At 74.6% G+C, this 23,659-nt stretch carries 18 protein-coding genes and 1 pseudogene; 9 read left to right on the top strand and 10 right to left on the bottom strand.

Annotation, left to right across the window (positions count from 1 at the left end; genetic code table 11):
* Window positions 1-39: 39 nt before the first annotated feature.
* From manA to ABTY20_RS23255, 5 genes are all read right to left on the bottom strand, one after another.
* Entirely contained in the window at window positions 40-1,191 is a 1,152-nt protein-coding gene (manA, locus tag ABTY20_RS23275; RefSeq protein WP_351998954.1) for a mannose-6-phosphate isomerase, class I, read from the bottom strand.
* Window positions 1,192-1,287: 96 nt separating this feature from the next.
* The gene (locus ABTY20_RS23270; protein ID WP_351998953.1) at window positions 1,288-2,415 is read right to left on the bottom strand and encodes an SIS domain-containing protein; all 1,128 of its coding nucleotides are present in this window, start codon (window positions 2,413-2,415) and stop codon (window positions 1,288-1,290) included.
* An 85-nt stretch (window positions 2,416-2,500) separates the two neighbouring features.
* Window positions 2,501-2,671, bottom strand: a complete 171-nt coding sequence (locus ABTY20_RS23265; protein WP_351998952.1) for a Trm112 family protein — start codon at window positions 2,669-2,671, stop codon at window positions 2,501-2,503.
* A 211-nt stretch (window positions 2,672-2,882) separates the two neighbouring features.
* The gene (locus tag ABTY20_RS23260; RefSeq protein WP_351998951.1) at window positions 2,883-4,247 is read right to left on the bottom strand and encodes a phosphomannomutase/phosphoglucomutase; all 1,365 of its coding nucleotides are present in this window, start codon (window positions 4,245-4,247) and stop codon (window positions 2,883-2,885) included.
* A 251-nt stretch (window positions 4,248-4,498) separates the two neighbouring features.
* Window positions 4,499-4,921, bottom strand: a complete 423-nt coding sequence (locus ABTY20_RS23255) for a DUF3499 domain-containing protein (protein ID WP_351998950.1) — start codon at window positions 4,919-4,921, stop codon at window positions 4,499-4,501.
* Window positions 4,922-5,204: 283 nt separating this feature from the next.
* Here ABTY20_RS23255 and ABTY20_RS23250 point away from each other — a divergent pair, with 283 nt between their 5' ends.
* Complete coding sequence (locus ABTY20_RS23250) at window positions 5,205-5,654, top strand: metallopeptidase family protein (RefSeq protein ID WP_351998949.1); 450 nt, start codon at window positions 5,205-5,207, stop codon at window positions 5,652-5,654.
* 136 nt (window positions 5,655-5,790) lie between these two features.
* On the opposite strand, the gene ABTY20_RS23245 is transcribed toward ABTY20_RS23250, so the two are convergent.
* The 3 genes from ABTY20_RS23245 to ABTY20_RS23235 form a co-directional block, all read right to left on the bottom strand.
* Entirely contained in the window at window positions 5,791-7,302 is a 1,512-nt protein-coding gene (locus tag ABTY20_RS23245) for a DUF5719 family protein (RefSeq protein WP_351998948.1), read from the bottom strand.
* Window positions 7,299-10,886, bottom strand: a complete 3,588-nt coding sequence (locus ABTY20_RS23240) for a glycosyltransferase family 2 protein (RefSeq protein WP_351998947.1) — start codon at window positions 10,884-10,886, stop codon at window positions 7,299-7,301. The genes ABTY20_RS23245 and ABTY20_RS23240 overlap by 4 nt, the downstream gene beginning before the upstream one ends.
* A gap of 293 nt (window positions 10,887-11,179) precedes the next feature.
* Entirely contained in the window at window positions 11,180-11,443 is a 264-nt protein-coding gene (locus ABTY20_RS23235; protein ID WP_019527098.1) for a WhiB family transcriptional regulator, read from the bottom strand.
* 709 nt (window positions 11,444-12,152) lie between these two features.
* Between ABTY20_RS23235 and ABTY20_RS23230 the strand changes: the two genes are divergently transcribed.
* Genes ABTY20_RS23230 through ABTY20_RS23215 form a run of 4 tightly spaced genes read left to right on the top strand, consistent with a single transcriptional unit; the run spans window position 12,153 to window position 16,042 of the window.
* Window positions 12,153-12,695, top strand: a complete 543-nt coding sequence (locus ABTY20_RS23230) for a cysteine dioxygenase (protein WP_351998946.1) — start codon at window positions 12,153-12,155, stop codon at window positions 12,693-12,695.
* Window positions 12,696-12,728: 33 nt separating this feature from the next.
* Window positions 12,729-13,688, top strand: a complete 960-nt coding sequence (cofD, locus tag ABTY20_RS23225; RefSeq protein ID WP_351998945.1) for a 2-phospho-L-lactate transferase — start codon at window positions 12,729-12,731, stop codon at window positions 13,686-13,688.
* Window positions 13,685-14,986 (top strand): coenzyme F420-0:L-glutamate ligase, encoded by a 1,302-nt coding sequence (locus tag ABTY20_RS23220; protein WP_351998944.1) that lies wholly within the window; start codon window positions 13,685-13,687, stop codon window positions 14,984-14,986. The genes cofD and ABTY20_RS23220 overlap by 4 nt, the downstream gene beginning before the upstream one ends.
* 51 nt (window positions 14,987-15,037) lie before the next feature.
* Window positions 15,038-16,042, top strand: a complete 1,005-nt coding sequence (locus ABTY20_RS23215) for a DNA-3-methyladenine glycosylase family protein (protein WP_351998943.1) — start codon at window positions 15,038-15,040, stop codon at window positions 16,040-16,042.
* 310 nt (window positions 16,043-16,352) lie between these two features.
* On the opposite strand, the gene manB is transcribed toward ABTY20_RS23215, so the two are convergent.
* Both manB and ABTY20_RS23205 read right to left on the bottom strand, forming a co-directional pair.
* Entirely contained in the window at window positions 16,353-17,435 is a 1,083-nt protein-coding gene (gene manB / locus ABTY20_RS23210) for a mannose-1-phosphate guanylyltransferase (protein ID WP_351998942.1), read from the bottom strand.
* A gap of 96 nt (window positions 17,436-17,531) precedes the next feature.
* Entirely contained in the window at window positions 17,532-18,950 is a 1,419-nt protein-coding gene (locus ABTY20_RS23205) for a peptidoglycan recognition protein family protein (RefSeq protein WP_351998941.1), read from the bottom strand.
* Between the two features lie 129 nt (window positions 18,951-19,079).
* Between ABTY20_RS23205 and ABTY20_RS23200 the strand changes: the two genes are divergently transcribed.
* The 4 genes and pseudogenes from ABTY20_RS23200 to ABTY20_RS23185 all read left to right on the top strand — a co-directional run bounded on the left by ABTY20_RS23200 (window position 19,080) and on the right by ABTY20_RS23185 (window position 23,479).
* On the top strand, window positions 19,080-19,841 hold the full coding sequence (locus ABTY20_RS23200) for a TIGR03089 family protein (RefSeq protein ID WP_351998940.1): 762 nt from the start codon (window positions 19,080-19,082) through the stop codon (window positions 19,839-19,841).
* 139 nt (window positions 19,842-19,980) lie between these two features.
* The gene (locus ABTY20_RS23195) at window positions 19,981-21,174 is read left to right on the top strand and encodes an LCP family protein (protein ID WP_351998939.1); all 1,194 of its coding nucleotides are present in this window, start codon (window positions 19,981-19,983) and stop codon (window positions 21,172-21,174) included.
* 210 nt (window positions 21,175-21,384) lie between these two features.
* A pseudogene (locus ABTY20_RS23190) lies at window positions 21,385-21,621 on the top strand (LCP family protein); the annotation flags it as partial.
* 166 nt (window positions 21,622-21,787) lie between these two features.
* The gene (locus ABTY20_RS23185; protein ID WP_351998938.1) at window positions 21,788-23,479 is read left to right on the top strand and encodes an LCP family protein; all 1,692 of its coding nucleotides are present in this window, start codon (window positions 21,788-21,790) and stop codon (window positions 23,477-23,479) included.
* The last annotated feature ends 180 nt before the right edge of the window (window positions 23,480-23,659 follow it).

Below are 23,659 nucleotides of genomic sequence, written 5' to 3'. Positions count from 1 at the left end.
CGTTCGGCGACGGCGCGTCAGGTGGCCGGCACCGGACGGTCAGACGACGACGGTGGCCCTGAACAGGGTTCCGGTACCCGATACGTCGACCTTTTCACCCGAAGGGACGAACACGGAGGTGCCCGGGGTCAGTTCGTGCTCACCCGCCCGCACGGAGCCCGCGGTGCAGAGCAGGATCTGCGGGGTGGTGAGGGTGAGGTCGTGGGTGGCGCCGCCGGCGGGGAGGACGTAGCGGGAGAGGCGGAACTCGTCGATGGGGGTCTCGTAGACCTCCTCGCCGTCCGGGCCGGCCTCCGGACGCAGCACCTCGGGGTCGCCGGCCTCGAAGCGGACGATGCGCAGGAGTTCGGGGACGTCGACGTGCTTGGGGGTCAGACCGCAGCGCAGGACGTTGTCGGAGTTGGCCATGATCTCGACGCCGAGGCCGTCGAGGTAGGCGTGCGGGACGCCGGCGCCGAGGAAGAGGGCCTCGCCGGGCTGGAGCCGGACGTGGTTGAGGAGCATGGCGGCGATGACGCCGGGGTCGCCCGGGTGGTGGTGGGCGATGTCGGCGTACGGGGCGTAGGCGCCGCCGAGGCGGTCGCAGGCGGCGGCCGCCTCCGTGACGGTGCGGGCCATCTCGCCGGGGTCGGCGGTGAGGACGGCGGTGAGGACCTCGCGCAGGGCCGCTTCCTCGGGGTGGGCGTGCAGCAGGTCGACGTACGGCTTGAGGGAGTCGACGCCGAGGCCGTCGAGGAGTTCGGCGGCGCGCCGCGGGGCGCGGAAGCCGCACAGGCCGTCGAACTCGGTGAGGGCACAGATCAGCTCGGGCTTGTGGTTGGCGTCCTTGTAGGTGCGGTGCGGGGCGGTGACGGGGACGCCGCGGCGCTCCTCGTCCGCGTAGCCCTCCCTCGCCCGGGCCAGGTCGGGGTGGACCTGGAGGGAGAGGGGGGCTCCGGCGGCGAGGAGCTTGAGCAGGAAGGGCAGGCGGGGGCCGAACCTGGCGACCGCGTCGGGGCCGAGTTCCCGCTCCGGGTCGGCTTCGATGACCTCGACGAGCGTGCCCCGGCCGGTGCGCGAGGGCGCGCCGGGGTGGGCGCCCATCCACATCTCCGCCTGCGGTTCGCCGGTCGGTTCGGTGCCGAGCAGCCGCGGGAGGGCGGTGGTGGAGCCCCAGGCGTAGGGGCGGATGGTGTTGTCGAGGCGGTCCATGGGGCTCTCCGCGTTCCTTCTGCCGGTTCTCGTGCGGGCGGGCGCGGTGCGTGCCGTGCGTCCGCGCGGGGGGGGGTCAGGTGTTCCCGGGCATGATCAGGCGCCCGAGGCGAGCGCCAGGTAAACGGCGGCGAAATCCGTGACGGCGATCAGTTCCGCGAGGGTCTCCAGTTCGCCGCCCTCCTCCGGTTCCAGCTCGCTGATCGGCGTCTCGTGGGTGAGGGCCAGGTCGCGTGCGGCGGGGGCGGCGGTGAGGCCGCCGCTGGGGCGGTCGCGGAGCAGCACCACGCGGGCGTGCAGGGCGGGCGTCTCTTCGACGCGGTCGCGGAAGAAGTCGTCCGGGTTCGCGCCGGCGGCGAGCCGGCCGGCCAGCAGGGCGCTGTGCGCGGCGAGCGCCTCGGGCAGTTCGGCGACGACGGCGGGGGTGCCGGAGAGCTCGGCGAGCGCGGCGGCGAACCGTCGGCCGGCCGGGCCCGCCGAGACGCCCTCGGTCCACACGACGGGCAGTGAGTCGGCGAGCTCGGCGGCCAGGGTCTTGGCGGGGTTGCTGTACGTGACGATGGCCGGCCCGCAGCGTTCGGCGATGCGGTCGAGGCGGTCGGCGACCTTCTCCAGGGCCTCGGGCGGGGCGGTGAGCAGGCCGGCGCGGTCCAGGAGCGCGAGCAGCGGGGTGAGCAGTGCCCACAGCACGCCGGAGGCGGAGGCGGCGAGGGGTTCGTCCTGGTCGTAGGGCGCGGTCGCCATGGGGACGAACAGGCTCTGGGAGCCGCCGACCGCCTCGGCGAGCGGGGTGCGGGCGGGGGCCACGGCGACGACCGTGCAGCCGCGGCGGTAGGCCTGTTCGAAGAGCAGGGACAGGCCGGGCTCGGTGCCGTCCGGGGTGGCGATGAGGAGCAGGTCCACGGAGCCGGCCCAGCCGGGCAGTTCCCAGCGCAGGGCGCCGGCGGCGGGGGCGACCCCGGTGGGGGCGAGGCGGGTGACGGGGCTGCCGGCGCCGGCCAGGGTGCCGAGCAGGTCGGCGGTCTGGGTGGCGGCGGCGCCGGGGCCGGCGATGAGCACCGCGCGGGGGCGGCCGTCGGGCTTGAGGCCGTTGACACCGGCCTCGGCGGCGAGCCGCGCGGCGGTGCGGACGCGGGCACCGGCCTCGGCGGCGCCGCGGAGCAGGGCGCGGCGGTCGGCCTCGGCGAGGCCCTCCGGTGAGTCGAGCAGCGGTTCGTCGAGCATGGGCGGCAGGCTCCGATCTCCGATCGGCGGGGCATCGTCGGTGCGCGGCGCGTTTCGCGCGGTGCGCGGGGCGGCGCGGGGCGTCTTACGCGGGGCGGCGGGCCTCGTCGACGAGGAGTACGGGGATGCCGTCGCGGACGGGGTAGGCCAGACCGCAGCTCTCCCCGGTGCAGATCAGTTCCGTGTCCTGCTCCTCGAGGGGGGAGTGGCAGGCCGGGCAGGCGAGGATCTCCAGGAGGCCGGCTTCGAGAGGCATGGGGGTCCCTTCGCTGGGTGGATGTGCTGGTCAGGTTACCGCTGGTGGGGGGTGGGCGGCGGGGCGGGCGATGACCGGCGCGGGCCGGCGCCTCCCCCGCTCCCGGCTTCGCCCGAGCCGGGGGACCCTTGTCGCCCGGGGGCGTCTCCCCGGTCCTCGAGGCCCCGGGGAGGCGCGATTGCCCGCGGCCGCCGGGTCACGGAATACGGGGCTACGCCCGGATGATCTTCAGGGCCTCGTCGCGGATCCTGGCCATCGTCGCCTCGTCGCGGGCCTCCGCGTTCAGGCGGAGGAGGGGTTCGGTGTTGGAGGGGCGGACGTTGAACCACCAGTCGGAGGAGGTGACGGTGAGGCCGTCCAGGTCGTCGAGGGTGACGCCGTCGCGGCCCTCGTAGGCGGCCCTGATCGCGGCGAGGCGGCCGGTCTGGTCGTCGACCGTGGAATTGATCTCTCCGGAGCCGGCGTAGCGGTCGTACTGGGCGACCAGGGCCGACAGCGTGCCCTGCTGGCCGCCGAGGGCGGCGAGGACGTGCAGGGCGGCCAGCATGCCCGTGTCGGCGTTCCAGAAGTCGCGGAAGTAGTAGTGCGCGGAGTGCTCACCGCCGAAGATCGCACCGGTCCTGGCCATCTCGGCCTTGATGAAGGAGTGGCCCACGCGGGTGCGCTCGGGGGTGCCGCCGTTCTCCCGCACGACCTCGGGGACCGACCAGGACGTGATCAGGTTGTGGATGACCGTGCCCTCGCCGCCGTTGCGCGCCAGCTCGCGGGAGGCGACCAGGGCGGTGATCGCGGACGGGGAGACCGGTTCGCCCCGCTCGTCGACGACGAAGCAGCGGTCGGCGTCGCCGTCGAAGGCGAGGCCGAGGTCGGCGCCCTCCTCCCGGACCCGCTTGCGCAGGTCGACGAGGTTGGCCGGGTCGAGGGGGTTGGCCTCGTGGTTGGGGAAGGTGCCGTCGAGTTCGAAGTACATCGGGACGAGGGTGAGCGGCAGTCCGGCGAAGACCGTGGGGACGGTGTGCCCGCCCATGCCGTTGCCCGCGTCGACGACGACCTTCAGGGGGCGGATCGACGTCAGGTCGACGAGCGAGCGCAGGTGTGCCGCGTAGTCGTCCAGCGTGTCGCGCCGGGTGATCGTTCCCCGGGGGCCGGCCGGTTCCGGGGCGCCCGAGGCGCTCCACCGCTCGACGAGCTCCCGGATCTGCGTCAGGCCCGTGTCCTGGCCGACCGGGGCCGCGCCCGCGCGGCAGAGCTTGATGCCGTTGTACCGGGCCGGGTTGTGCGAGGCGGTGAACATCGCGCCGGGGAGGTCCAGGGCGCCCGAGGCGTAGTAGAGCTGGTCCGTGGAGCACAGGCCGATCTCGGTGACGTCGGCGCCCTGGGCCGCCGCTCCGCGGGCGAAGGCGCCCGACAGGCCGGGGGACGAGGGCCGCATGTCGTGGCCGGTGACGACGGCGGTCGCGCCGGTCACCCGGGCGAAGGCGGCGCCGAACAGCTCGGCGAGCGTCTCGTCCCACTGGTCGGGGACGACCCCGCGCACGTCGTACGCCTTCACGATCTGCGACAGATCAGCAGCCACGGCCAGCCCTTCCGGAAGTCCTGTCGGTCACCACAAACTACCCGTAGGGGGTGTGCGGTCCGGCCGCGGTGTCCGAACGTCCTGGCGGGTGCCGAGACGGGCGTCGAGACGGCAGCCAGGAGGCCGTCGGCAGCGCGAAAGCGATTTCCCGCAGCGTTCCGGGGACGGCGGTGGCCGCGACCGGTGGCGTCCCCGGGCACGCGGGGGGCCGTACGGCGTTCGAGGTGCGGGGAGGGCGGCGTGCGCCTCGGTCAGTTGTCCGGGGAGCGGAGGACGCGCAGGTGGCCGCGGCGGGCGACTTCCATGGGGTCCGCGGTGCGGGGACCGCCCCCGGCTCCCGCCGCTCGCTCCTGCGGGCGGGCCGCCTCGCGCACCGCGTTCGCAAGCGCTTCCAGGTCGTCCCCGGTGGGCTGGGCCGGGGCCGAGCCGTCGAGCAGGCGGACGACCTCCCAGCCGCGCGGTGCGGTGAGGCGCTCGGAGTGTTCCGCGCACAGGTCGTAGCAGTGGGGTTCGGCGTAGGTGGCGAGCGGGCCGAGGACCGCGGTCGAGTCGGCGTAGACGTACGTCAGCGTCGCGACGGCGGGACGGCCGCAGGCGGTGCGCGAACAGCGACGTACAGGGCTCACGACGTTGGACGGTACCGCACTCTTGAGCGGGCCGCGACGACTCTCCACCAGGTCACTCCCCCGTGTCGCGGCGCGAAACGTCCCACATACCCCTTTGGCCACACCTTGCCGACCTGGTGCGACGCAAGGGTTCGGGGGGTCGGGTGATTCTGATTCCGGTCACCAGTTGGTGCAAACACCGTCAATTGCCTTGAGATCATCGGTCCGGGAGAGATACGGAATCGAGCCCAACCTTGGCCGGAATGGTCATGTTGTGACATGCCGCGCGGGTCGGCCGGAAGGCGTACGAGGGTCGAGCGGAGTGGCGACGCGACGACTACCCTTCGCAGTGATGGACAGCCCTGTGACACCCCGTGCCGCCGGCCCCGGCCCCGGGCCCCGACGCCGTGACCGCCACGGCCGGGGCATGCGTGGCCCGATCGCACCTCCGCAGGTGCCGCTCGCCGCCAGCCGTGCGGAGACGTTCGCGGATCTGGTGCAGGACTCCGTGGACCGGCTGGAGCGGCGGTGGCCGCAGCTGGCCGACGTCGATTTCCTGGTGCTGGACGTGCCGCGGCTGGACGGGACGGCCTGGAGCGACGAGGCGGTGCCGCTGGGCGGGACCGTGGCCGCCCGTGAGGGCCGGGCGGCCCGGGTGGTGGTCTACCGGCGGCCGGTGGAGATCCGCAGCAAGGGCCGGGACGAGCGGGCGGCGCTCGTGCACGAGGTCGTGGTCGAGCAGGTGGCGGAGGTGCTGGGGCTGACGCCGGAGACGGTGGATCCCCGGTACGGGGAGGACTGACGGGGCGCGTGCCGTGTCCGCGGCGCCGGCGGGGTGACGCGGAGCGCCTGCGGACGACGGGCCGGCCGGGGGCGGCGCGACGGCACCGGTCCCCGCCGCTTCCGCGGGCTCTCGTGCCGCCGGGCCGGCCCGGGTACTACTTCTGCAGGATCGACAGGTCCTCGTCCGACTCCGGTACCGCGACCGTGCCCCGGTCGTCCGGGAGGGGCTGGACCGTGAAGAACGGGACGCCGTCCTCCGTCGCCGTCAGCGTCCGGGACGCGTAGACGGGCGTGTCCGACCGGGGTTCCACCGTCAGGGCGTACGTGCCCTTCACCCCGGCCGGCACCGGCGCCTCGACGTCCTGTGTCGTACCCGGCTTGATCGTGTACGTCTTGGACGCCGCCGTGCCGCCCTCCGTGCCCGCCGAGGCCGTGACCTCGATCTTCGCGGTGCCGCCGGGAGCCGTCACCGAGAGCGTCGTGCCCTTGGCCGTGTTGCCCACGGCCGTCGCGCGCGTGCCCACGGGCCGCGCCGCCGGGATGAAGGCCGACTCCTGGTCGTCGCCCTTGCCGCGCAGCACCCGTGCCGCCGCCACGACCGGGACGGAACCGTCCGCCGCCGTCAGGACCAGGGAGCCCGCCTCGCCGCGCGTGAGGTCCTCCAGGTCGACGGCCGCCGTCATGCCGCCCTTCACGTGAAGGGTGTCGTGGCCGGCCGGGGTGATCAGGCCGGAGGGGGAGGCGAGGCGCACCTTCAGGTCGACGTCGGCGTCACCGGGGGTGAAGGCGACCAGGCGTACGGCGGTGGCGTCCTTCGGGATGCCGGGCAGGACCAGGCTGCCCGACGGGTCGGCCGAGGCGGGCAGCCAGTCGCCGCCCAGCTTGTCGTCCAGGGCCTGTACGGCGGCGCCGACCCGGCCGCTGCGGACCACCACGTGCACGGTCACGTCGGTCCGCTTCTCGTCGGTGAGCGTCGACAGCAGGACCGGCTCGGCGGAGTGCGGCTGGACCGTGATGCCCTCCCCCACCGTCGTCTCCAGGGCGCCGTCCTCGCCGTAGAGCTCGATGTCCACGACCGCCGCCGCGTCGTCGGGGTTGGTCAGGTGGACGTAGTCGGTGCGGCCGTCGTCGGTGCTCGTGCCGGGGAACCAGAACTCCGTGTCCGGGGCCGTGCAGGTGACGCCCTGCATGCCCCGGCCCGTGCCCGCGGAGACCGTCGTCGTCTCCTGCACGGTCCAGCCCGGTGCGAGGCGGCCCTCCGCGGTGCCGAGGAGGGCGGGGGAGTCGCCGCCGGCCGCGTCCCCGGTGACCGGCGTGCCGGGGTCCCCGGGCTCCAGTACGGGCTTCCCCGACTTGGCGTCCTTGCCGCCCTTGCCGTCCTCGGACGTGGACCCGTCCGGCTTCCGTCCGGTGGCCGCCCGGAGTTCGGCGCCGCCCTTGCCCTCCGCGCCCTCGGTGACCGGCGTGAAGGACGTGTACGCCGTCTCGGCCAGGTCGGAGGCGCTGGGCGGGGGGCACACCAGGCTCGTGCGTTCCACGGGCAGGTGGGTCGCCGCCTTCGCCGTCCCGTCCGTGGCCCCGGTGTCCGGCGGGGACACCGCGGCGAAGCCGGTGACGGCGGCGAGCGCGGTCGCGCCCGCGATCAGGGACAGGGTGGTGCGGTTCACTGCTGGCTCCCGTCGGGACGCTCGCTGCCCGTGCCGTGGGGGTCGTACGACGTGTCGTAGCCCTGCGTGTAGGTCTGGTCGTAGCCCTGCGGGTACGTCCGGTCGTACGGCGTCTGCTGCTGGGCGCCGTAGCCGTACGGGTCGTACTCACCGCCCTGCGGGTAGGCCTCCGCCTGGTAGGCGTGGCCGTAGGCGTCCGTCGGGTACGGCTGGTACCGCTCGTCCTGGTAGGCGTCCGGGTACCGCGCCGGCTCCCAGTCGTCACCGTGGCCGGGCTGGTGCGGGACGGGGACGGGCGGCTGCTCGGGCGGGGCGGGGAAGTCGTCGGCGGCGGCCGGTTCCCCGGGGGCGGGCCCCGCCTCCGCCTCCGCCTCGGCCTGGGCGCGCAGCCGGCGGGCGCGGCGGCCCTCGCCGGCCAGGGCCTCGGCGGGAACGGCCGGTTCCTCGGGCAGGTCGTCGTCGACGTCGCGGCGGCGGCCGGGCAGGGCCATGACGACGAGGACGACGGCGAGCAGCCCCTGGGCCCACAGCCAGGCGGTGTGGGTGATCGGGTCGTCGTAGGTGACGTCCAGGGTGCCGCCGGAGGCGGGGAGCTCGAAGCCCTGGGCCCAGCCGTCGACCGTGGTGCGGGTCAGCGGCTCGCCGTCGAGGGTGGCGGTCCAGCCCTCGGCGGCGGTGTCGGCGAGGCGCAGGACGCGGCCCTCGGCTCCGCCCGGGATCCTGGTGTGGATCTCGACCGGTCCGGCGGCGACGGGCACGGGCTCGGCGTCGCCGTCCCCGGCGGGGACGATGCTCGCGCGGGAGACCTCCCGGTCGACCCGCCACAGCGCGCCGCCCGCCTGCTGGCTGAGCCGGGACAGGCCGGGGGTGGCGTCCAGGACGCGGACGACCTCGCGGGGCGCGCCCGGGTGGACGAGGACGTAGCGGACGGCGAAGCCGCCCAGCTGGTCGGCCTGGTCGGCGCCGGAGCCGGCGACGAGGTTGGCGACGACCTTGTCGAGCCCGGTGTTCCCGCCGTCCGCCGCTGCGATCTCCGCGTCGCCCATGCGGGCGCCGGAGCCGCGGACCAGGACGTAGCCGACCCGGGCGGTGGAGTCGCTGTCGAGGACCAGGGTGCGGGCCTGGTCGCGGGTGCCGCTCTCCTCGGCGACGAACGCGGGCACCTGGACCGGGTCGCGCCGCTCCAGAGGCCCGTCGGCGCCGCGGATCATCCAGCCGGCGGCGGCGACCAGCGGGCCGACCGCGCAGGCGAGGGCGATCAGCGCGGCGACCGGCTGGCGCCAGCCGAAGCTCTGTTCGGCGACGCGCGAGCGCGCCCCGTCGGCGCCCAGCGTGGCGGCGGCCAGGACGGCGATGCCGTAGACGAGGGTCGCCGGGCCCGCCCAGGCGGAGCCGTTGGACAGGACCGCGAAGACGAGGCCCACCAGGGCGGCCGCCCACGCGGTGAGGATGGCCGGGCGGCGTTCGGAGCGGAGCAGGGCCGCGAGGGCCGCGAGCACCAGGCCGATGAGCAGCGGGCCGCCGACGGTGCCGGGGCCGCCCGGGCTCGCGCCGAGCAGGTCGAGGGCGGAGGCGGCGGAGGGGCCGTACTCCAGACCCGCTTCCCGGAAGAAGCCGAAGGGGAGCAGGGACAACGACCACGGGGCGAGGACCAGCAGGGGGGTGCCCAGCTGGGCCAGGAAGCGCGGCCCGTAGGCCGGGACGTCGGTCCTGCGCAGGGCCAGCACGCCGACGCCGAGGACCAGGGCGATGGGCCACACGATCGGGGTGAACGCGGTGGTGACGGTGAGCAGCAGGGCGTACGCCCAGGTGGCGCGCCAGCTGCCGCGGGTGCCCTCCGGGTTCGTGAGGCCGCTCGCGGCGACGCCCGCGCGGGCGATGAGCGGCAGCAGGACGGCGAGCACGGCGGTGCCGATGCGGCCGCCGGCCAGGGCGCCGGTCGCGGCGGGCAGGAAGGCGTAGGCGACGGCCGCCCACGCGCGCAGCAGCCGGGACTCGACGAGCGGACGGGAGGCGAAGTACGCGGTGAGGCCGGCCAGTGGCACCGAGCAGACCAGGAGGATCGTGACGGCGAGTCCGGTCGAGCCGAGCAGGAGGGAGGCGAAGGCCGCGACGATCGCCAGGTAGGGCGGTGCGGCTCCGGTGCCGCCGGCGCCCACGGTGTGCCAGGCGTCGGTGTAGCGGGCCCACAGCTCACCGGCGCCGACGGGCGCGGGGAGCAGGGCGCCGCCCGCGAGCGCGCCGCCGAGGAGCTGGCGGCAGGCCGCGAGGGAGGCCAGCAGCAGCACCAGGAAGAGCACCGGGCCGGGCTTGCGGGCGATGCGCTTGAGCCGGGCGAACTGCTCGACCTCGAGGAAGTCGGCGTCGTCGCCGCCGGGTCCGGACTCGACGGCGCTGCCGTGGCGTCCCGCGCCGGAGGCGGCCTCGGGGTCGGAGCGGCCGACGAGGTTGCCCGCGACCTGCTCCACGGTGACGCGGACGGTCGCGCCCGGCGGCGGGAACAGCGGCCGCATCTCGCCCTTGTCGACCTGCGGGCTGCCGCGGTGGCGTCGTCCGGCGAGGATGCGTTCGGGACGCAGCAGGGTGCCCATGAGGCCGCGGATCTCGTCGACGGCCTGCCCGGGGACCTTGCCGACGAGGTAGGCCAGGGTGCGCAGCAGGGTGCCGAGGACGAGCCGCAGCAGCACCCAGGGCAGGGCGGCCGTGCGGGTGTTGACGAGCAGGGTGTAGACGGCGCCCGCCTTGTCCACCTTGTGCGGGGAGGCGGAGGTGCGGCCCACGCAGTCGACGGTGCGGCGCTCGCGGGAGGCGGCCTCGGCGTGCCGGACGACGGCGTCGGGGGCGACCAGGACCCGGTACCCGGCGGAGTGGGCGCGCCAGCACAGGTCGACGTCGTCGCGCATGAGGGGCAGGTGCCGGTCGAATCCGCCGAGCCGGTCGAAGACGTCCCGGCGGATCAGCATGCCGGCGGTGGACACCGACAGCACGGGCCGTACGTGGTCGTGCTGGCCCTGGTCCTGCTCGCGGCGGTCCAGGCCGGTCCAGCGGCGGCCGGAGTTGGCGATGGAGACGCCGACCTCGAGGAGCTGCCTGCGGTCGTACCAGCCGCGGAGCTTGGGGCCGACGACGGCCACGTCGTCACGGCCGAGCTCGTACTCGTTCTCCACGGCGCGCAGCAGCTGGGCGAGCGCGTCGGGTGCGGGCGCGCAGTCGTCGTGCAGCAGCCACAGCCACTGCACCGGCTCCCCGTGCGGGAGGTCCGGCAGGTCGTAGGCGTCGTCGCGCCAGCTGCGGGTGACCGGGTCCCAGCCGCTCGGCCGCTTCAGGTACGGCAGGTCGTCCGGCGTGAGGTGCGGGGCGCCGCGGTGGCACTCCTCGACCGCCTGGCCGAAGCCGGTGCGCCGGGCGAGGTGCAGCACGCGCTCGTCGCCGAGGGCCTCGGTGACCAGCCGGGCGGAGTCGTCCGCGCTGCCGGTGTCGGCGCCCATGGCGAACTGGACGGGGCGCTCCTGACCGAGCAGCCCGGCGAGCGCGTCGGGCAGCCAGCGGGCGCCGTCGTGGGAGACGAGGACCGCGGTCACCACGTGACGCGGGAACTCGGGCGGGCGGGTCGGGTCGGACCCTGCGGTGGCAGCGAGGTCTTGCCGGGCTGCCGGGTGGCTGTGCGCGGACATCGAGGTGCGGGCCCCGGTTCGGTGGTCTGGGGGGAACGCCTGTGCCCGACGGGGGCAGCGGGGCGTCTCGGACGAGCGACCACACTATCGGCTGCGCAACGGAGCGGCCCGTCGCCTGTGGACAACCCCCTGCGACGGGCCTCGGGTGACATGTGCGGGAAGTGCCGTGCGCGCCGCGCGTACGGCGGTGAGGTGCCGGTCCGTCAGACGGCGGCCTTCTTCAGCCGGCGGCGCTCCCGCTCGGACAGGCCGCCCCAGATGCCGAAGCGCTCGTCGTGGGCGAGGGCGTACTCGAGGCACTCGGAGCGGACCTCGCAGGCGAGGCAGACCTTCTTGGCCTCCCGGGTCGAGCCGCCCTTCTCGGGGAAGAAGGACTCGGGGTCGGTCTGTGCGCACAGCGCGCGCTCCTGCCAGCCGAGCTCCTCTTCCGCGTCGTCGACCAGCAGTTGCTGCACCAGCTCGGTCATGTGCGCCCCTCGTCCGTCCTTCGCGTCCCCGTGATCCAGCCGTTACCGATTCCGGCTGAACGACACGAGTGAAATTACAAGTGTGCCGCTCCGGGCGAGTCAAGCCGAGATCTGCTATTGGGCCCCTTATTCACTCTGCGGAACCAAGGCCGAGCGGAAAGTGTTCAAATCACCCTAAACCTTGACGCACGTGCGGGCCCCCTGAGGCCTCCGGCCCTCCGCAGAGCTTCTACGAGGAGGACGCCCAGGGAATCGATCTCGTTCCGACACCCGCGACGAAGCGAACCCGATCACATTCGGATCACGGGATCGCAACGGCGCGCGGGGTGCCCGGCCGTGCGCACCTTGTGTCCCGGGAAACGACTGAGCAAACCTTTCACCTATGAGATGAACCGGATGAGGTGAACCATGTCCCACATTCCGGGCGTCGGGTTGACAGTGGATGAGTGAACCGATGTCCTAATGGGCATGCTCGCGAATTCGGCACTCACCTCGACCCGCTCCGCCGGGTTCCTCGGTGCTGCCCGCGCTCGCTGTAGCTGTCGCTGTTCCGGCTGTTGAGCCAACGCGCTCCGGCCCCGTCGGGTCACACAGGACCCGGCCGCTGTCCCCTCCGCTCCCACCGGGGCACCCCTCGCCGCCGCCCGCGACCCGGGCGCACGCGACGCGACACCCCCCACCGCTTCTCCGCCAAGGAACCTCCGCATCCATGAACAGCGACAGCGACCTCCAGATCGCCGGTGACATCCTCGAAGTCCCGCACCTGCTCCAGCCCCCGCGCGAACACCCGTCCACCGTCGCCGAGTTCGCTGGCCTGGCCCGCTCCCTCGCCGCCGACCGCGCCCAGTGGGAGCGGCTCGTCCGGTACGACGCCGTCAGCCGCTGGTACCACCGGCTGCGCACCGGCCCCGGCTACGAGGTGTGGCTGCTGTCCTGGGTGCCCGGCCAGGGCAGCGGGCCGCACGACCACGGCCGCTCCTCCGGCGTGCTCACCGTCCTGGACGGCGTCCTGACCGAGCGCACCGCGCGCGGCACGCGCGCGCTGACGACCGGATCCCAGCGCGTCTTCGCGCCCGGCTACGTGCACGAGGTCGTCAACGACGCGCTGGAACCCGCGGTCAGCCTGCACATCTACCACCCGGGCCTCACCGAGATGCCCGTGCTCCCCCGGTCCCGGCTTCGTGCGGCCGGGGGGACCCCCGTCGCACCGCACTGCGAGGCGCGCACGGCACCCGGTCCGGTGACTGCCTGACACGATGCCGTGGCGGCCTGGAAGGATGGCCCCATGCGCATTGTGGTTCTGGCAGGCGGCATCGGCGGTGCCCGTTTCCTGCGCGGTCTGAAGCGGGCCGTGCCGGACGCGGACATCACGGTCATCGGCAACACCGGGGACGACATCCACCTCTTCGGGCTGAAGGTCTGCCCGGACCTCGACACGGTGATGTACACGCTCGGCGGCGGCATCAACGAGGAACAGGGCTGGGGGCGGACCGACGAGACCTTCCACCTCAAGGAGGAGCTCGCGGCGTACGGCGCCGGCCCGGAGTGGTTCGGCCTGGGCGACCGGGACTTCGCCACGCACATCGTGCGGACGCAGATGATCGGCGCCGGGTTCCCGCTCAGCGCGGTGACCGAGGCGCTCTGCGACCGCTGGAAGCCCGGCGTGCGCCTCATCCCGATGACCGACGACCGCGTGGAGACGCATGTGGCCGTCGAGCTGGACGGGGAGCGCAAGGCGGTCCACTTCCAGGAGTACTGGGTGCGGCTGCGGGCCTCGGTGCCGGCCGAGGCGGTCGTGCCGGTCGGCGCGGAGCAGGCGAAGCCGGCGCCGGGCGTCCTGGAGGCGATCTCCGAGGCCGACGTGATCCTCTTCCCGCCGTCCAACCCCGTGGTCTCCGTCGGCACCATCCTCGCCGTGCCCGGCATCCGGGAGGCGATCGCCGACGCGGGCGTGCCGGTGATCGGCCTGTCCCCGATCGTCGGCGACGCGCCCGTGCGCGGCATGGCCGACAAGGTGCTCGCGGCCGTCGGCGTGGAGTCCACGGCCCCCGCGGTGGCCGAGCACTACGGCTCGGGCCTGCTGGACGGCTGGCTGGTCGACACGGTCGACGCGGGCTGCGTGGAGCGCGTCGAGGCGGCCGGGATCCGCTGCCGGGCCGTACCGCTGATGATGACCGACGTGGACGCCGCCGCCCGGATGGCGCGGGAGGCCCTGGCGCTGGCGGAGGAGGTGCGCACGGCATGAGCGGCACGGGTTACCGGGTGCGGCCGGTGGCGGGCCTGCCCGAGGTCCGCGAGGGCGACGACCTGGCCAAGCTGATCGCGGCCGCCGCGCCGGACCTGTCCGACGGCGACATCCTCCTGGTCACCTCGAAGATCGTCTCCAAGGCGGAGGGCCGGATCGTCGAGGCGGCGGACCGGGAGGCCGCGATCGACGCGGAGACGGTGCGCGTGGTGGCCCGGCGCGGTCCCCTGCGCATCGTGGAGAACCGTCAGGGCCTGGTCATGGCGGCGGCCGGCGTCGACGCCTCCAACACCCCCGCGGGCACGGTCCTGCTGCTGCCCGAGGACCCGGACGCCTCCGCGCGGGCGATCCGCGAGGGCCTGCGCGACGCCCTCGGCGTCCGGGTCGGCGTGATCGTCACCGACACCTTCGGCCGCCCCTGGCGCGCGGGGCTCACCGACGTCGCGATCGGCGCGGCGGGCGTCCGGGTGCTGGACGACCTGCGCGGCGGTACCGACGCGCACGGCAATCCGCTCGGCGCCACCGTCGTCGCCACGGCCGACGAACTCGCCGCGGCGGGCGACCTGGTCAAGGGCAAGGCGTCCGGCCTCCCGGTGGCCGTGGTCCGCGGGCTGCCGCACCTGGTGGCGGCCGACGACGGCGAGGGCGCGCGGGCGATGGTCCGCGGCGCGCGCGACGACATGTTCCGCCTCGGCACCTCCGAAGCGGTACGCCAGGCGGTGACCCAGCGCCGTACGGTGCGGGCCTTCACGGACGAGCCGGTCGACCCCGGAGCCGTACGCCGCGCGGTGGCCGCGGCGGTCACGGCGCCGGCCCCGCACCACACCACGCCCTGGCGGTTCGTGCTGCTGGAGTCGCCCGGGTCCCGCACCCGGCTCCTGGACGCCATGCGCGAGGCGTGGATCGCGGACCTGCGCCGCGACGGCAAGACGGAGGAGTCCATCGCCAGGCGCGTCCGCCGCGGCGACGTCCTGCGCAACGCGCCGTACCTGGCCGTCCCCTGCCTCGTGATGGACGGCTCGCACACCTACGGGGACGCGCGGCGGGACGGCGCGGAGCGGGAGATGTTCGTGGTCGCCGCGGGCGCCGGCGTGCAGAACTTCCTGGTCGCGCTGGCCGGGGAGCGGCTGGGCTCGGCGTGGGTGTCGTCGACGATGTTCTGCCGCGAGGTGGTCCGCGAGGTCCTGGACCTGCCCGCGCACTGGGACCCGATGGGCGCGGTGGCGATCGGCCACCCGGCGCAGGACCCGCGCCCGCGCCCGGAGCGGGACCCGGGCGATTTCGTCGAGGTGCGGTGAGCGTGCGCCTACCCTCATAGGCCCCGCTCACTTCCGTCCCTGGGATCCCTCGTGGCAGGACGCTTCGCCCCCCGCCTCCCCGCGCGCACGACCGTGCGCGGCGGGCACACCGCCGTGCCCGCGGGCCTTCCCGGCCGGGCACCGTCCCCGGCCCGCGTACGGACGTGGACGCCGGAGGGCCCCCTGGACCTCGGGCTGGTCCTCGGTCCGCTGCGGCGCGGGCCCGGCGATCCGACGTTCCGGGCGCTGCCGGACGGCTCCGTGTGGCGGGCCAGCCTGACGCCGGCGGGTCCGGGGACGCTCCGGGTGACGGGGCGCGCCGGTGAGATCCGGGGCGAGGCGTGGGGGCCGGGCGCCGACTGGCTCCTGGACAAGCTGCCGGACCTGCTCGGCGCCGCCGACGATCCGTCCGCCTTCGTGCCCCGGCACAGGCTGCTGGCGCTGACCCGGCACCGGCGTCCGGGACTGCGGCTGACGCGGACCGGGCTGGTGCTGGAGTCGCTGATCCCGTCGATCCTGGAGCAGAAGGTCACCACGGGTGAGGCGTACCGGGCGTGGCGGCTGCTGGTGCGGAAGTACGGGGAGCCGGCGCCCGGACCCGCGCCGGAGCGGATGTCGGTGATGCCGGCGCCGCGCACGTGGGCGCTGATTCCCTCCTGGGAGTGGCACCGTGCCGGGGTCGACGACAAGCGCGCGTCGACGGTCCTGCGGGCGGTGCGGGTCGCCGCGCGGCTGGAGGAGACGGCGGGGATGTCTCCGGAGGCGGCGCGGGCGCGGTGGGAGCTGGTGGCCGGGATCGGGCCGTGGACGTCGGCGGAGACGGTGCAGCGGAGTCACGGGGCGGTCGACGCGGTGACCGTGGGGGACCTGCACCTGCCGGGCATCGTGGGGTGGGCGCTCGCGGGGGACCGGCACGCGGACGACGCGGTGATGCTGTCGCTGCTGGAGCCGTACGCGGGGCAGCGGCACCGGGCCGCGCGGCTGATCCTGCTGAGCGGGAGGGTGCCGGAGCGGCGGGCGCCGCGGATGCCGTACGGGGACATCGGGCGGCTGTGAGGTCCGGCCGGGCGGGCCCGGCGCGTCACGGGGCGCCCCGGCGCCGGCCGGGGGGGTGGTCGCGCAGCCCGGCGCTCAAGGGGTGCCTCCCCCGCCTCGGCACCACTGCCCGCGGCTGACGCGGTGGGGGGCCGCTCGCGGAAACGGCGCCCGCGGCGGGAGGGGGCGGGGCGGAGGTGGCCGCCCGCAGCGGCCGGCGCGTCCGCGCCCCGCGCCCCTTCCAGCGGGCGTGATGCGCGCCGGCCCGAGGACGGACACCCCCGACGCGACCCCGGCCCACCCACCGGCCTCAGGCACCGCACCGCAGGCGTCACTGGTCCGAGGAGAAACGGAGCGCGCCCGCCGGGATCGTCGCGTCGCACCACACGCGGACGCCCTCACGGAGCTCGTTGCGGGGTCCGACGACCGCGCCGTCGCCTATCACCGTGCCGGTCAGCACCGAGCGTTCGCCCACCCGGGCCCGCGTGCCGATCAGCGAGTCCGTGACGACCGCACCCGGCTCGATCACCGCCCCCGGCAGGATGGTGCTGCCGAAGACCCGCGCGCCCTCCGCCACGAACGCGCCCTCGCCCACCACCGTCCCGCCCGCCAGCTTCGCGTCCGGCGCCACGGTCGCCGTGGGGAGCACCAGCCGGTCCCCGCAGCGCCCGGGCACCGCCGGCGACGGCGCACGGCCCAGCACCAGGTCCGCCGAACCCCGTACGAAGGCCGCCGGCGTCCCCAGGTCCAGCCAGTACGTCGAGTCGACCATGCCCTGCAGGTGCGCCCCCGCCGCCAGCAGCCCCGGGAACGTCTCCCGCTCCACCGACACCACCCGCCCCGCCGGGATGGTGTCGATCACCGAGCGGCGGAAGACGTACGCCCCCGCGTTGATCTGGTCGGTGACGATCTCCTCCGGCGTCTGCGGTTTCTCCAGGAAGGCGAGCACCCTCCCCGTGTCGTCCGTCGGCACCAGCCCGTACGCCCGCGGGTCCGTCACCTTGGTCAGGTGCAGCGAGACGTCCGCGCCGGCCGTCTCGTGGGTGCGCACCAGCGCCCGGATGTCCAGCCCCGTCAGGATGTCCCCGTTGAAGACCAGCACCGGCTCGTCCGGACCGGAGCGCAGCCGGGAGGCGACGTTCCGGATGGCGCCGCCCGTACCGAGCGGCTCCTCCTCCGTCACGTACTCGATGTGCAGCCCGAGGGCCGCCCCGTCGCCGAAGTACGGCTCGAAGACCTCCGCCAGGTAGGACGTGGCCAGGACGATGTGCTCGACGCCCGCCGCCCTCGCCCTCGCCAACTGGTGCGTGAGGAAGGGCACCCCGGCCGCCGGGACCATGGGCTTGGGCGTGTGCACCGTGAGGGGGCGCAGCCGCGTGCCCTTGCCGCCGACCAGGAGGATCGCTTCTGTCACCTGTCGTCTCTGCTTCCTGCCGGGACCGGCCGAACTCTCTTTCGGCCGGCCAGTTTATGCAGACCGGCTCCGGCAGGAAGGGGCGCCCGGCCCGCCTCAGCGGCCCTGGTAGCGGGCCGCCGTGGAGCGCGCGGTGCCGAGCTTCTTGTAGAGCTTCCCCCCTGGGCACGAGGTGTTGAACCCGTCCCGGTGACCGGAGATCACGTTCAGTCGTACCTTCTCGCCTTTTCGGTAGAGATTGCCACCGCCGGACTTCAGATATGTCTTGGCGCGCGGATTCATCCCGTGCAGCCCGAGTTTCCACGCGGTGAGCCGGGCGACGGCCTTCACGGCGGAGGACGACGGCTTCTTGGAGCCGTAGGAGCCGATCACCGCGATGCCCGTGGTGTCGGTGTTGAAGCCCATGGTGTGGGCCCCCTTGACCGGCTTCGCCACTCCCCCGGCCCGGCCCTCGTAGATCCCGCCGCACTTGTCGACGAGGAAGTTGTAGCCGATGTCCCGCCAGCCCAGGCTCCGCACGTGATAGCGGTAGAACCCGCGGATGAGCGAAGGGGTCTGCGCACAGGTGTACTTGTTCCCGGAGGCGGTGTGGTGCACGAAGGCCGCCTTGACCTTGCCGGTGTACACGAACCGCTTCTCCCGCAGGCTCTCGTCGGCCCCCCAGCCGCGCCGGGTGACGACGGCGGGGCGCGGCCCGATGTACGGCTCGGCCCGCTGCCGCTCGGTCAGTTCGGCCCCGCGCAGGGCGAGCAGTTCCCGCCGGGTCCGCTCGCCGTCCAGCGCGGGGATCTCCAGGGCGCCGAGCGGCGCGAGGTCGGAGTTGGCCGCGGAGGCGGCGGTCGCCCCGGCGTCCATGGCGGCGGTGCGCGGACCGTCCGGGGCCTCGCTCCCCGGATCGACGAGCTCGAGCCGCAGCCCGGACGGCAGCTCCGCGTGGTCACCGCCCCCGGACCCTCCCGCCTCACCCCCTTCGACTCCGAGCGCCCCGGCCTCCCCGCCCTCACCGGTCCCGCCCTCACCGGGCTCCGGCCGGACCCGGATCTCCACCCCGTCCGACTCCCCCACCCACAACGGCGCCGTGGCGCCGCGCACCCCTTCCGGGGCGCCCTCCGCGTCGTCCGGATCGGCCGCGTGGTCGGAGTAGTGCGTCTCGACGTCCCGCCAGCCGGACCAGGTGCCGGTGCCGGCCGCCCGGGTACGGACCCGGACGCGGCCGTGGAGCTCGGCGGCGGGGTCGTCCCAGACGACGCCGAGGAGGGAGAAGGGCCGTACGGCCCGCGGGGTGAGGCCGAGGACGGCGGCGCCGGAGGCACGGTCACGGGCGAGGGTCCTCAGGGGCAGCGACCGGGTGCTGCCGGGGATGTCGGACCGGGCCGTCACCGCTGCGCGCGTGGCCGCTCCTGCCGTCGGCACCGGTCTCGCGTCCGCCGCCGCCGCGGCGGCGGGCGGAGCGAGCGGGAGGGCGAGGGCGGCGGCGCAGGTGACACCGATTGAGGAAGCAAGAATTCCACGCATGCCCCTGATCTTGGACATGGTCAGACAAATCTGTCCATCGGGGAGTTGACGGCCCGTCGGAGCGCGTTCCCCCGAACCGGTGCCCCGGCCGGGCGGTGCGCGCGGCCGGGCCCGCGTACGCTTGCACGGGTGAACGCCACCGACCGCACCCCTGCCGACCTGCTGGGTTCCGCGCTCGCCGCGGACCCGGGACGCCCCCTGGTGACCTTCTACGACGACGCCACGGGCGAACGCGTCGAACTGTCCGTGGCCACCTTCGCCAATTGGGTGGCCAAGACCGCCAACCTCCTCCGGGACGAACTGTCCGTGGAGCCCGGCGACCGGGTGGCCCTGCTGCTGCCCGCGCACTGGCAGACGGCCGTCTGGCTGCTGGCGTGCGCGTCGGTGGGCGCGGTCGCGGACGTGGCGGGGGACCCGGCGGCGGCCGACGTGGCCGTGAGCGGTCCGGAGCCGGGGTCGCTGGAGGCCGCGCGGGCCTGCTCGGGGGCCCGGATCGCGCTGGCGCTCAGACCGCTCGGCGGGCGCTTCCCGCAGCCGCCGGAGGGCTTCGCCGACTACGCCGTCGAGGTGCCGGGGCAGGGCGACCGCTTCGTGCCGTACGCGCCGGTCGACCCCGAGGAGCCGGCGCTGATCGTGGCGGGCCGGGAGTTCACCGGGGCGGAGGTGGTCGAGCGGGCCCGGGCCGAGGCGCCGGAGCTCGGTCTGACCGGGCCGGGCTCGCGGATCCTGTCGGGGCGGCCGTACGACACGTGGGAGGGCCTGAACGCGGGCCTGTACGGGGCGCTGGCCACCGGCGGCTCCGTGGTGCTGTGCCGGAACCTGGACCGCCTCGGGGGCGAGGCCCTGGACAAGCGGGTGGAGAGCGAACGGGTGACGGCCATCGCCCGCTGACGGCAGGCGCCACCGGCCGTCCGCCGCCCGCCCCTCCCCCGTTCGGCGCACCACCACCCGCCCCGGACCGCCGTCCCGGGTCATCGTCGTACGCAACGGCATCACCGCACGCCGTACGCAGCGAGGGGTGGACCCGGTCATGAGCGACACCGCAGGCGCGTCCTCCGCGCAGCCGGGGGGCGGGCGCGCCCTCGGCCCGGGGACGGGGTCCTCGGCGAGCGGGCGGGGACGGGCCCGGCGGCGCCGGCGGCGCTGGGCGCGCGGGACCGGGTTCGCCCTCGTGGTCGTCCTGCTCGCGGCCGCGGGCGCCGGGTGGGCGGTGTACCGGAAGCTGGAGGGGAACATCACCCCCGACGAGGCGGCGGCCGCCGAACTCGCGCGGTTCGAGAAGGAGCGGCCCACGGCACTCGTCGAGGACGCCCGGAACATCCTGCTGATCGGCTCGGACTCCCGTTCCGGCGAGGGCAACGCCCGCTACGGGCGGGACGCGGGGACCGAGCGTTCGGACACCGTGATCCTGCTGCACCTGTCGACGGGCCGGCACAGCGCCACCGCGGTGTCCATCCCCCGGGACCTGATGGTGGAGGTGCCCGGCTGCCGCCGCCCCGACGGATCCCGCTCCGAACCGGTGTTCACGATGTTCAACTCCGCCTTCGCGGTGGGCGGTTCGGCCTGCACCATCCGAACGGTCGAGAAGCTGACGGACATCCGCGTCGACCACCACGTCGTCGTCGACTTCGACGGCTTCAAGGACATGGTCGACGCGGTGGGCGGCGTCGAGGTGTGCCTGCGCGAGCCCGTCGACGACAAGGACGCCCGGCTGAGCCTGCCCGCGGGCCGGGTGACGCTGAACGGGGAGCAGGCGCTGGGTTACGTCCGGGCCCGCAAGACCCTCGGTGACGGCAGCGACACCGGCCGCATGGAGCGCCAGCAGCGCTTCCTCGGCGCGCTCGTGCACAAGGTGAGCGGCAACGACGTGCTGCTGAATCCGGTGAAGCTGTATCCCGTCCTGGACGCGGCCACCTCGTCGCTCACCACCGACCCGGGACTGGCCAGTCTGCGGGGTCTGTACGACCTCGCCCGCGGGCTGCGCGAAATCCCCACGGCCCGGGTGCGGTTCCTGACCGTTCCCCGTGAGCCGTACACCGGGAACGCCGATCGTGACCAGCTCGCGCAGCCCGCGGCGGAGGAGCTGTTCGCCCGGCTGCGCACGGACCGGCCCGTGGCGATCGCGCCGGTGGCCCGGAATTCCGCGCCGGACGGCGGTCCCGGCGGCGCTTCCCCGGCGCCCACGTTCTCCGGCAACTCCGCCGCCGAGGACGTCTGCGGGTGAAGCGCGTCACAGGACCGGCACAGGACCCGCCCGGAACACGTCCGGGACGATGGACCCTCGGTTCGGGAAATGCGCGCATTGCCCGCTGTGAGGAAGCCGGGAAGGCGACGCCGCCGTCGCTCCGCGGCGAACCGGGCGGTTGGTGTGAGCGCTCCGGTGCGCCGGGGCCCGTGAGGTCCCGCCGTGCGCAGGAGCACACACCGGGAGGAGAGGACCACCCTCGAATACGCCCCCGACCAGGCCCGCCGCCCGGCCGACGTCCTCGGCCTGTCCGGCTCCGCCGTGAAGCCCGGCGAGAGCGTCCCCGACGCCCAGGGACCGCCCGCCATGACCCTCACCCTCGGCAAGGACTTCAAGGGCGCCGGAGTCAGGCTCGACGCCACCTCCGCGAAGGCTCCGGAGGGGGTCCCGAAGTCCACGGCGGACAAGGTGAAGTGCGCCGGGTGACCTGAGAGCCCCGTCACGCGTCCTACAGGACGGCCCCGTCACGGCCGGAAGGGCGACCCGGTCCACCGGCACAGGCGTACAGCCATCGAGGGGCGACGCGTGTCCGACGGTACGCAAGGGCCGCGCGCAGGGGAACGTTCGCGGGAGCGAGGGCGGGGAGAAGCGCATGACACACAGCGGTGTGCGGGGAGAGGGAACACGGCCGGACGCGGTCCGGCCCGCCGGGGACGGCACGTCCCGCGGGAACGGTCCCGGCCGGGGCGGCGCGGGACGCCGTCACGGCAGGCGGCCCCGGCGCCGGCACCGCGTGCTCAGATGGTCCGCGGTCACCCTGTCGGTCCTGATACTCGGCACGGCCGGCGCCGGATACCTCTACTACCACCACCTGAACGGCAACATCGAGAAGGGCGAGCGCAGCAGCGGCGACTCCAAGGCCCGCAGGTCCGAGCCGAACGCCGCCGGCCAGACCCCCCTGAACATCCTGCTGATCGGCTCCGACAGCCGCGCCTCCGACGCGAACGTGGCGCTGGGCGGCGGCAGGGACCACCGCGACGGCGTGCCGCTGGGCGACGTGCAGATGCTGATCCACCTGGCGGCGGACCGCAGGAGCGCGGCGATGGTGAGCATCCCGCGTGACACCCGGGTGGACGTACCCGAGTGCACCGACCCGAAGACCGGCAGGACCTACCCGGCGACGAACACGATCATCAACGAGTCGCTCGGCCGCGGCGGGGCCGGCTGCACCCTGGCCACCTGGGAGAACCTCACCGGCGTCTACATCGACCACTGGATGACCATCGACTTCGCCGGCGTGGTGCGGATGGCCGACGCCATCGGCGGTGTCGAGGTCTGCGTGAACCAGAACGTGTGGGACCGCCCGCTGCCCGGGGTGCCCGGCGGCTCGGGGCTCAAGATGAGGGCCGGGACCAAGAAGGTCGAGGGCGAGCAGGCGCTGCAGTGGCTGCGCACCCGGCACGCCTGGGGCAGCGATGTGCTGCGGACCCGAGCGCAGCGCATGTACATGACCGCGGCGATGCGCACCCTGCGGGAGCAGAACGTCTTCACCGACACCGGCAGGCTGATGGGTCTGGCCGAGGCGGCCACGAAGTCCCTGGTGGTGTCCGAGGAGATCGGCACGGTCAAGAAGCTGTTCGACCTCGGCATGCAGCTCAAGACGGTCCCCTCGAACCGCATCACCATGACGACGCTGCCCACCGTCGAGGACCCGGAGAACAAGAACCACCTGCTTCCGGCCGGTGACGACGCCGAGCAGATGTGGGCGATGCTCCGCGACGACGTGTCCTTCGACGCCAACGGCGACGGCAGGAGCGACGAGGACGGCAAGGGCGGCAAGGGCGGCGGGGACGACGGCGCGGGCTCCGGCGAGGACGCCACCGGCGGCGCGGCGAAGGCCTCCGCGGAGCCGTCCGACGACTCCGCCCGGGCTGCCGGCCTCGACGTCCTGGTGCGCAACGCCACCCGGTCCGCCACGCTCGGACCGGTCGACGGCCGTGCGCGCGCCATCGCCCGGGCGCTGGAGGAGCAGGGCTTCAGCAGGGCGACGGCGGACACCTCGGCGGCGCTGTCCGAGCGGAGGACCGTCGTCCGTCACCCGGACGACGAGTCGGCCGGGGACGCCCGCCGGGTCGCCGAGGCGCTGGGCATTCCGGCGAGCGCGACGCGGAAGTCGGCGGACGTGTCCGGGGTCACAGTCGACGTCGGAGCGGACTGGCGTTCGGGCACGTTGTACCCGCAGCAGGAGAAGCCGGAGGCCGGAGACCTGCCCGACAGCAGCGACGCCCTGAACGGATCGGAGACGGGTACGTGCATGGACGTGTACAAACCCTACCGATGGTAGGAATCCGGTACATACAAGCAGTTGTGCCGGAAGTTGGAACGTCGAATACGTCACCTGTTCCGTTTGACGCTCAACTTGGCAGATAGTGTGAGCACCCCCGTGCCCCGCCATGAGGTCCGCTCTGGCGCAGTGCACTTGCTGACTTTTACCGTGCGCCTTCAGAGCAGGCGCCGCGTGGCC

This window comes from Streptomyces sp. NPDC126497 (genome assembly GCF_040302425.1).
GTDB lineage: Bacteria > Actinomycetota > Actinomycetes > Streptomycetales > Streptomycetaceae > Streptomyces.
The sequence above is the reverse complement of the archived record's forward strand: the minus strand, read 5'-3'. Positions and strand labels throughout refer to the sequence as shown.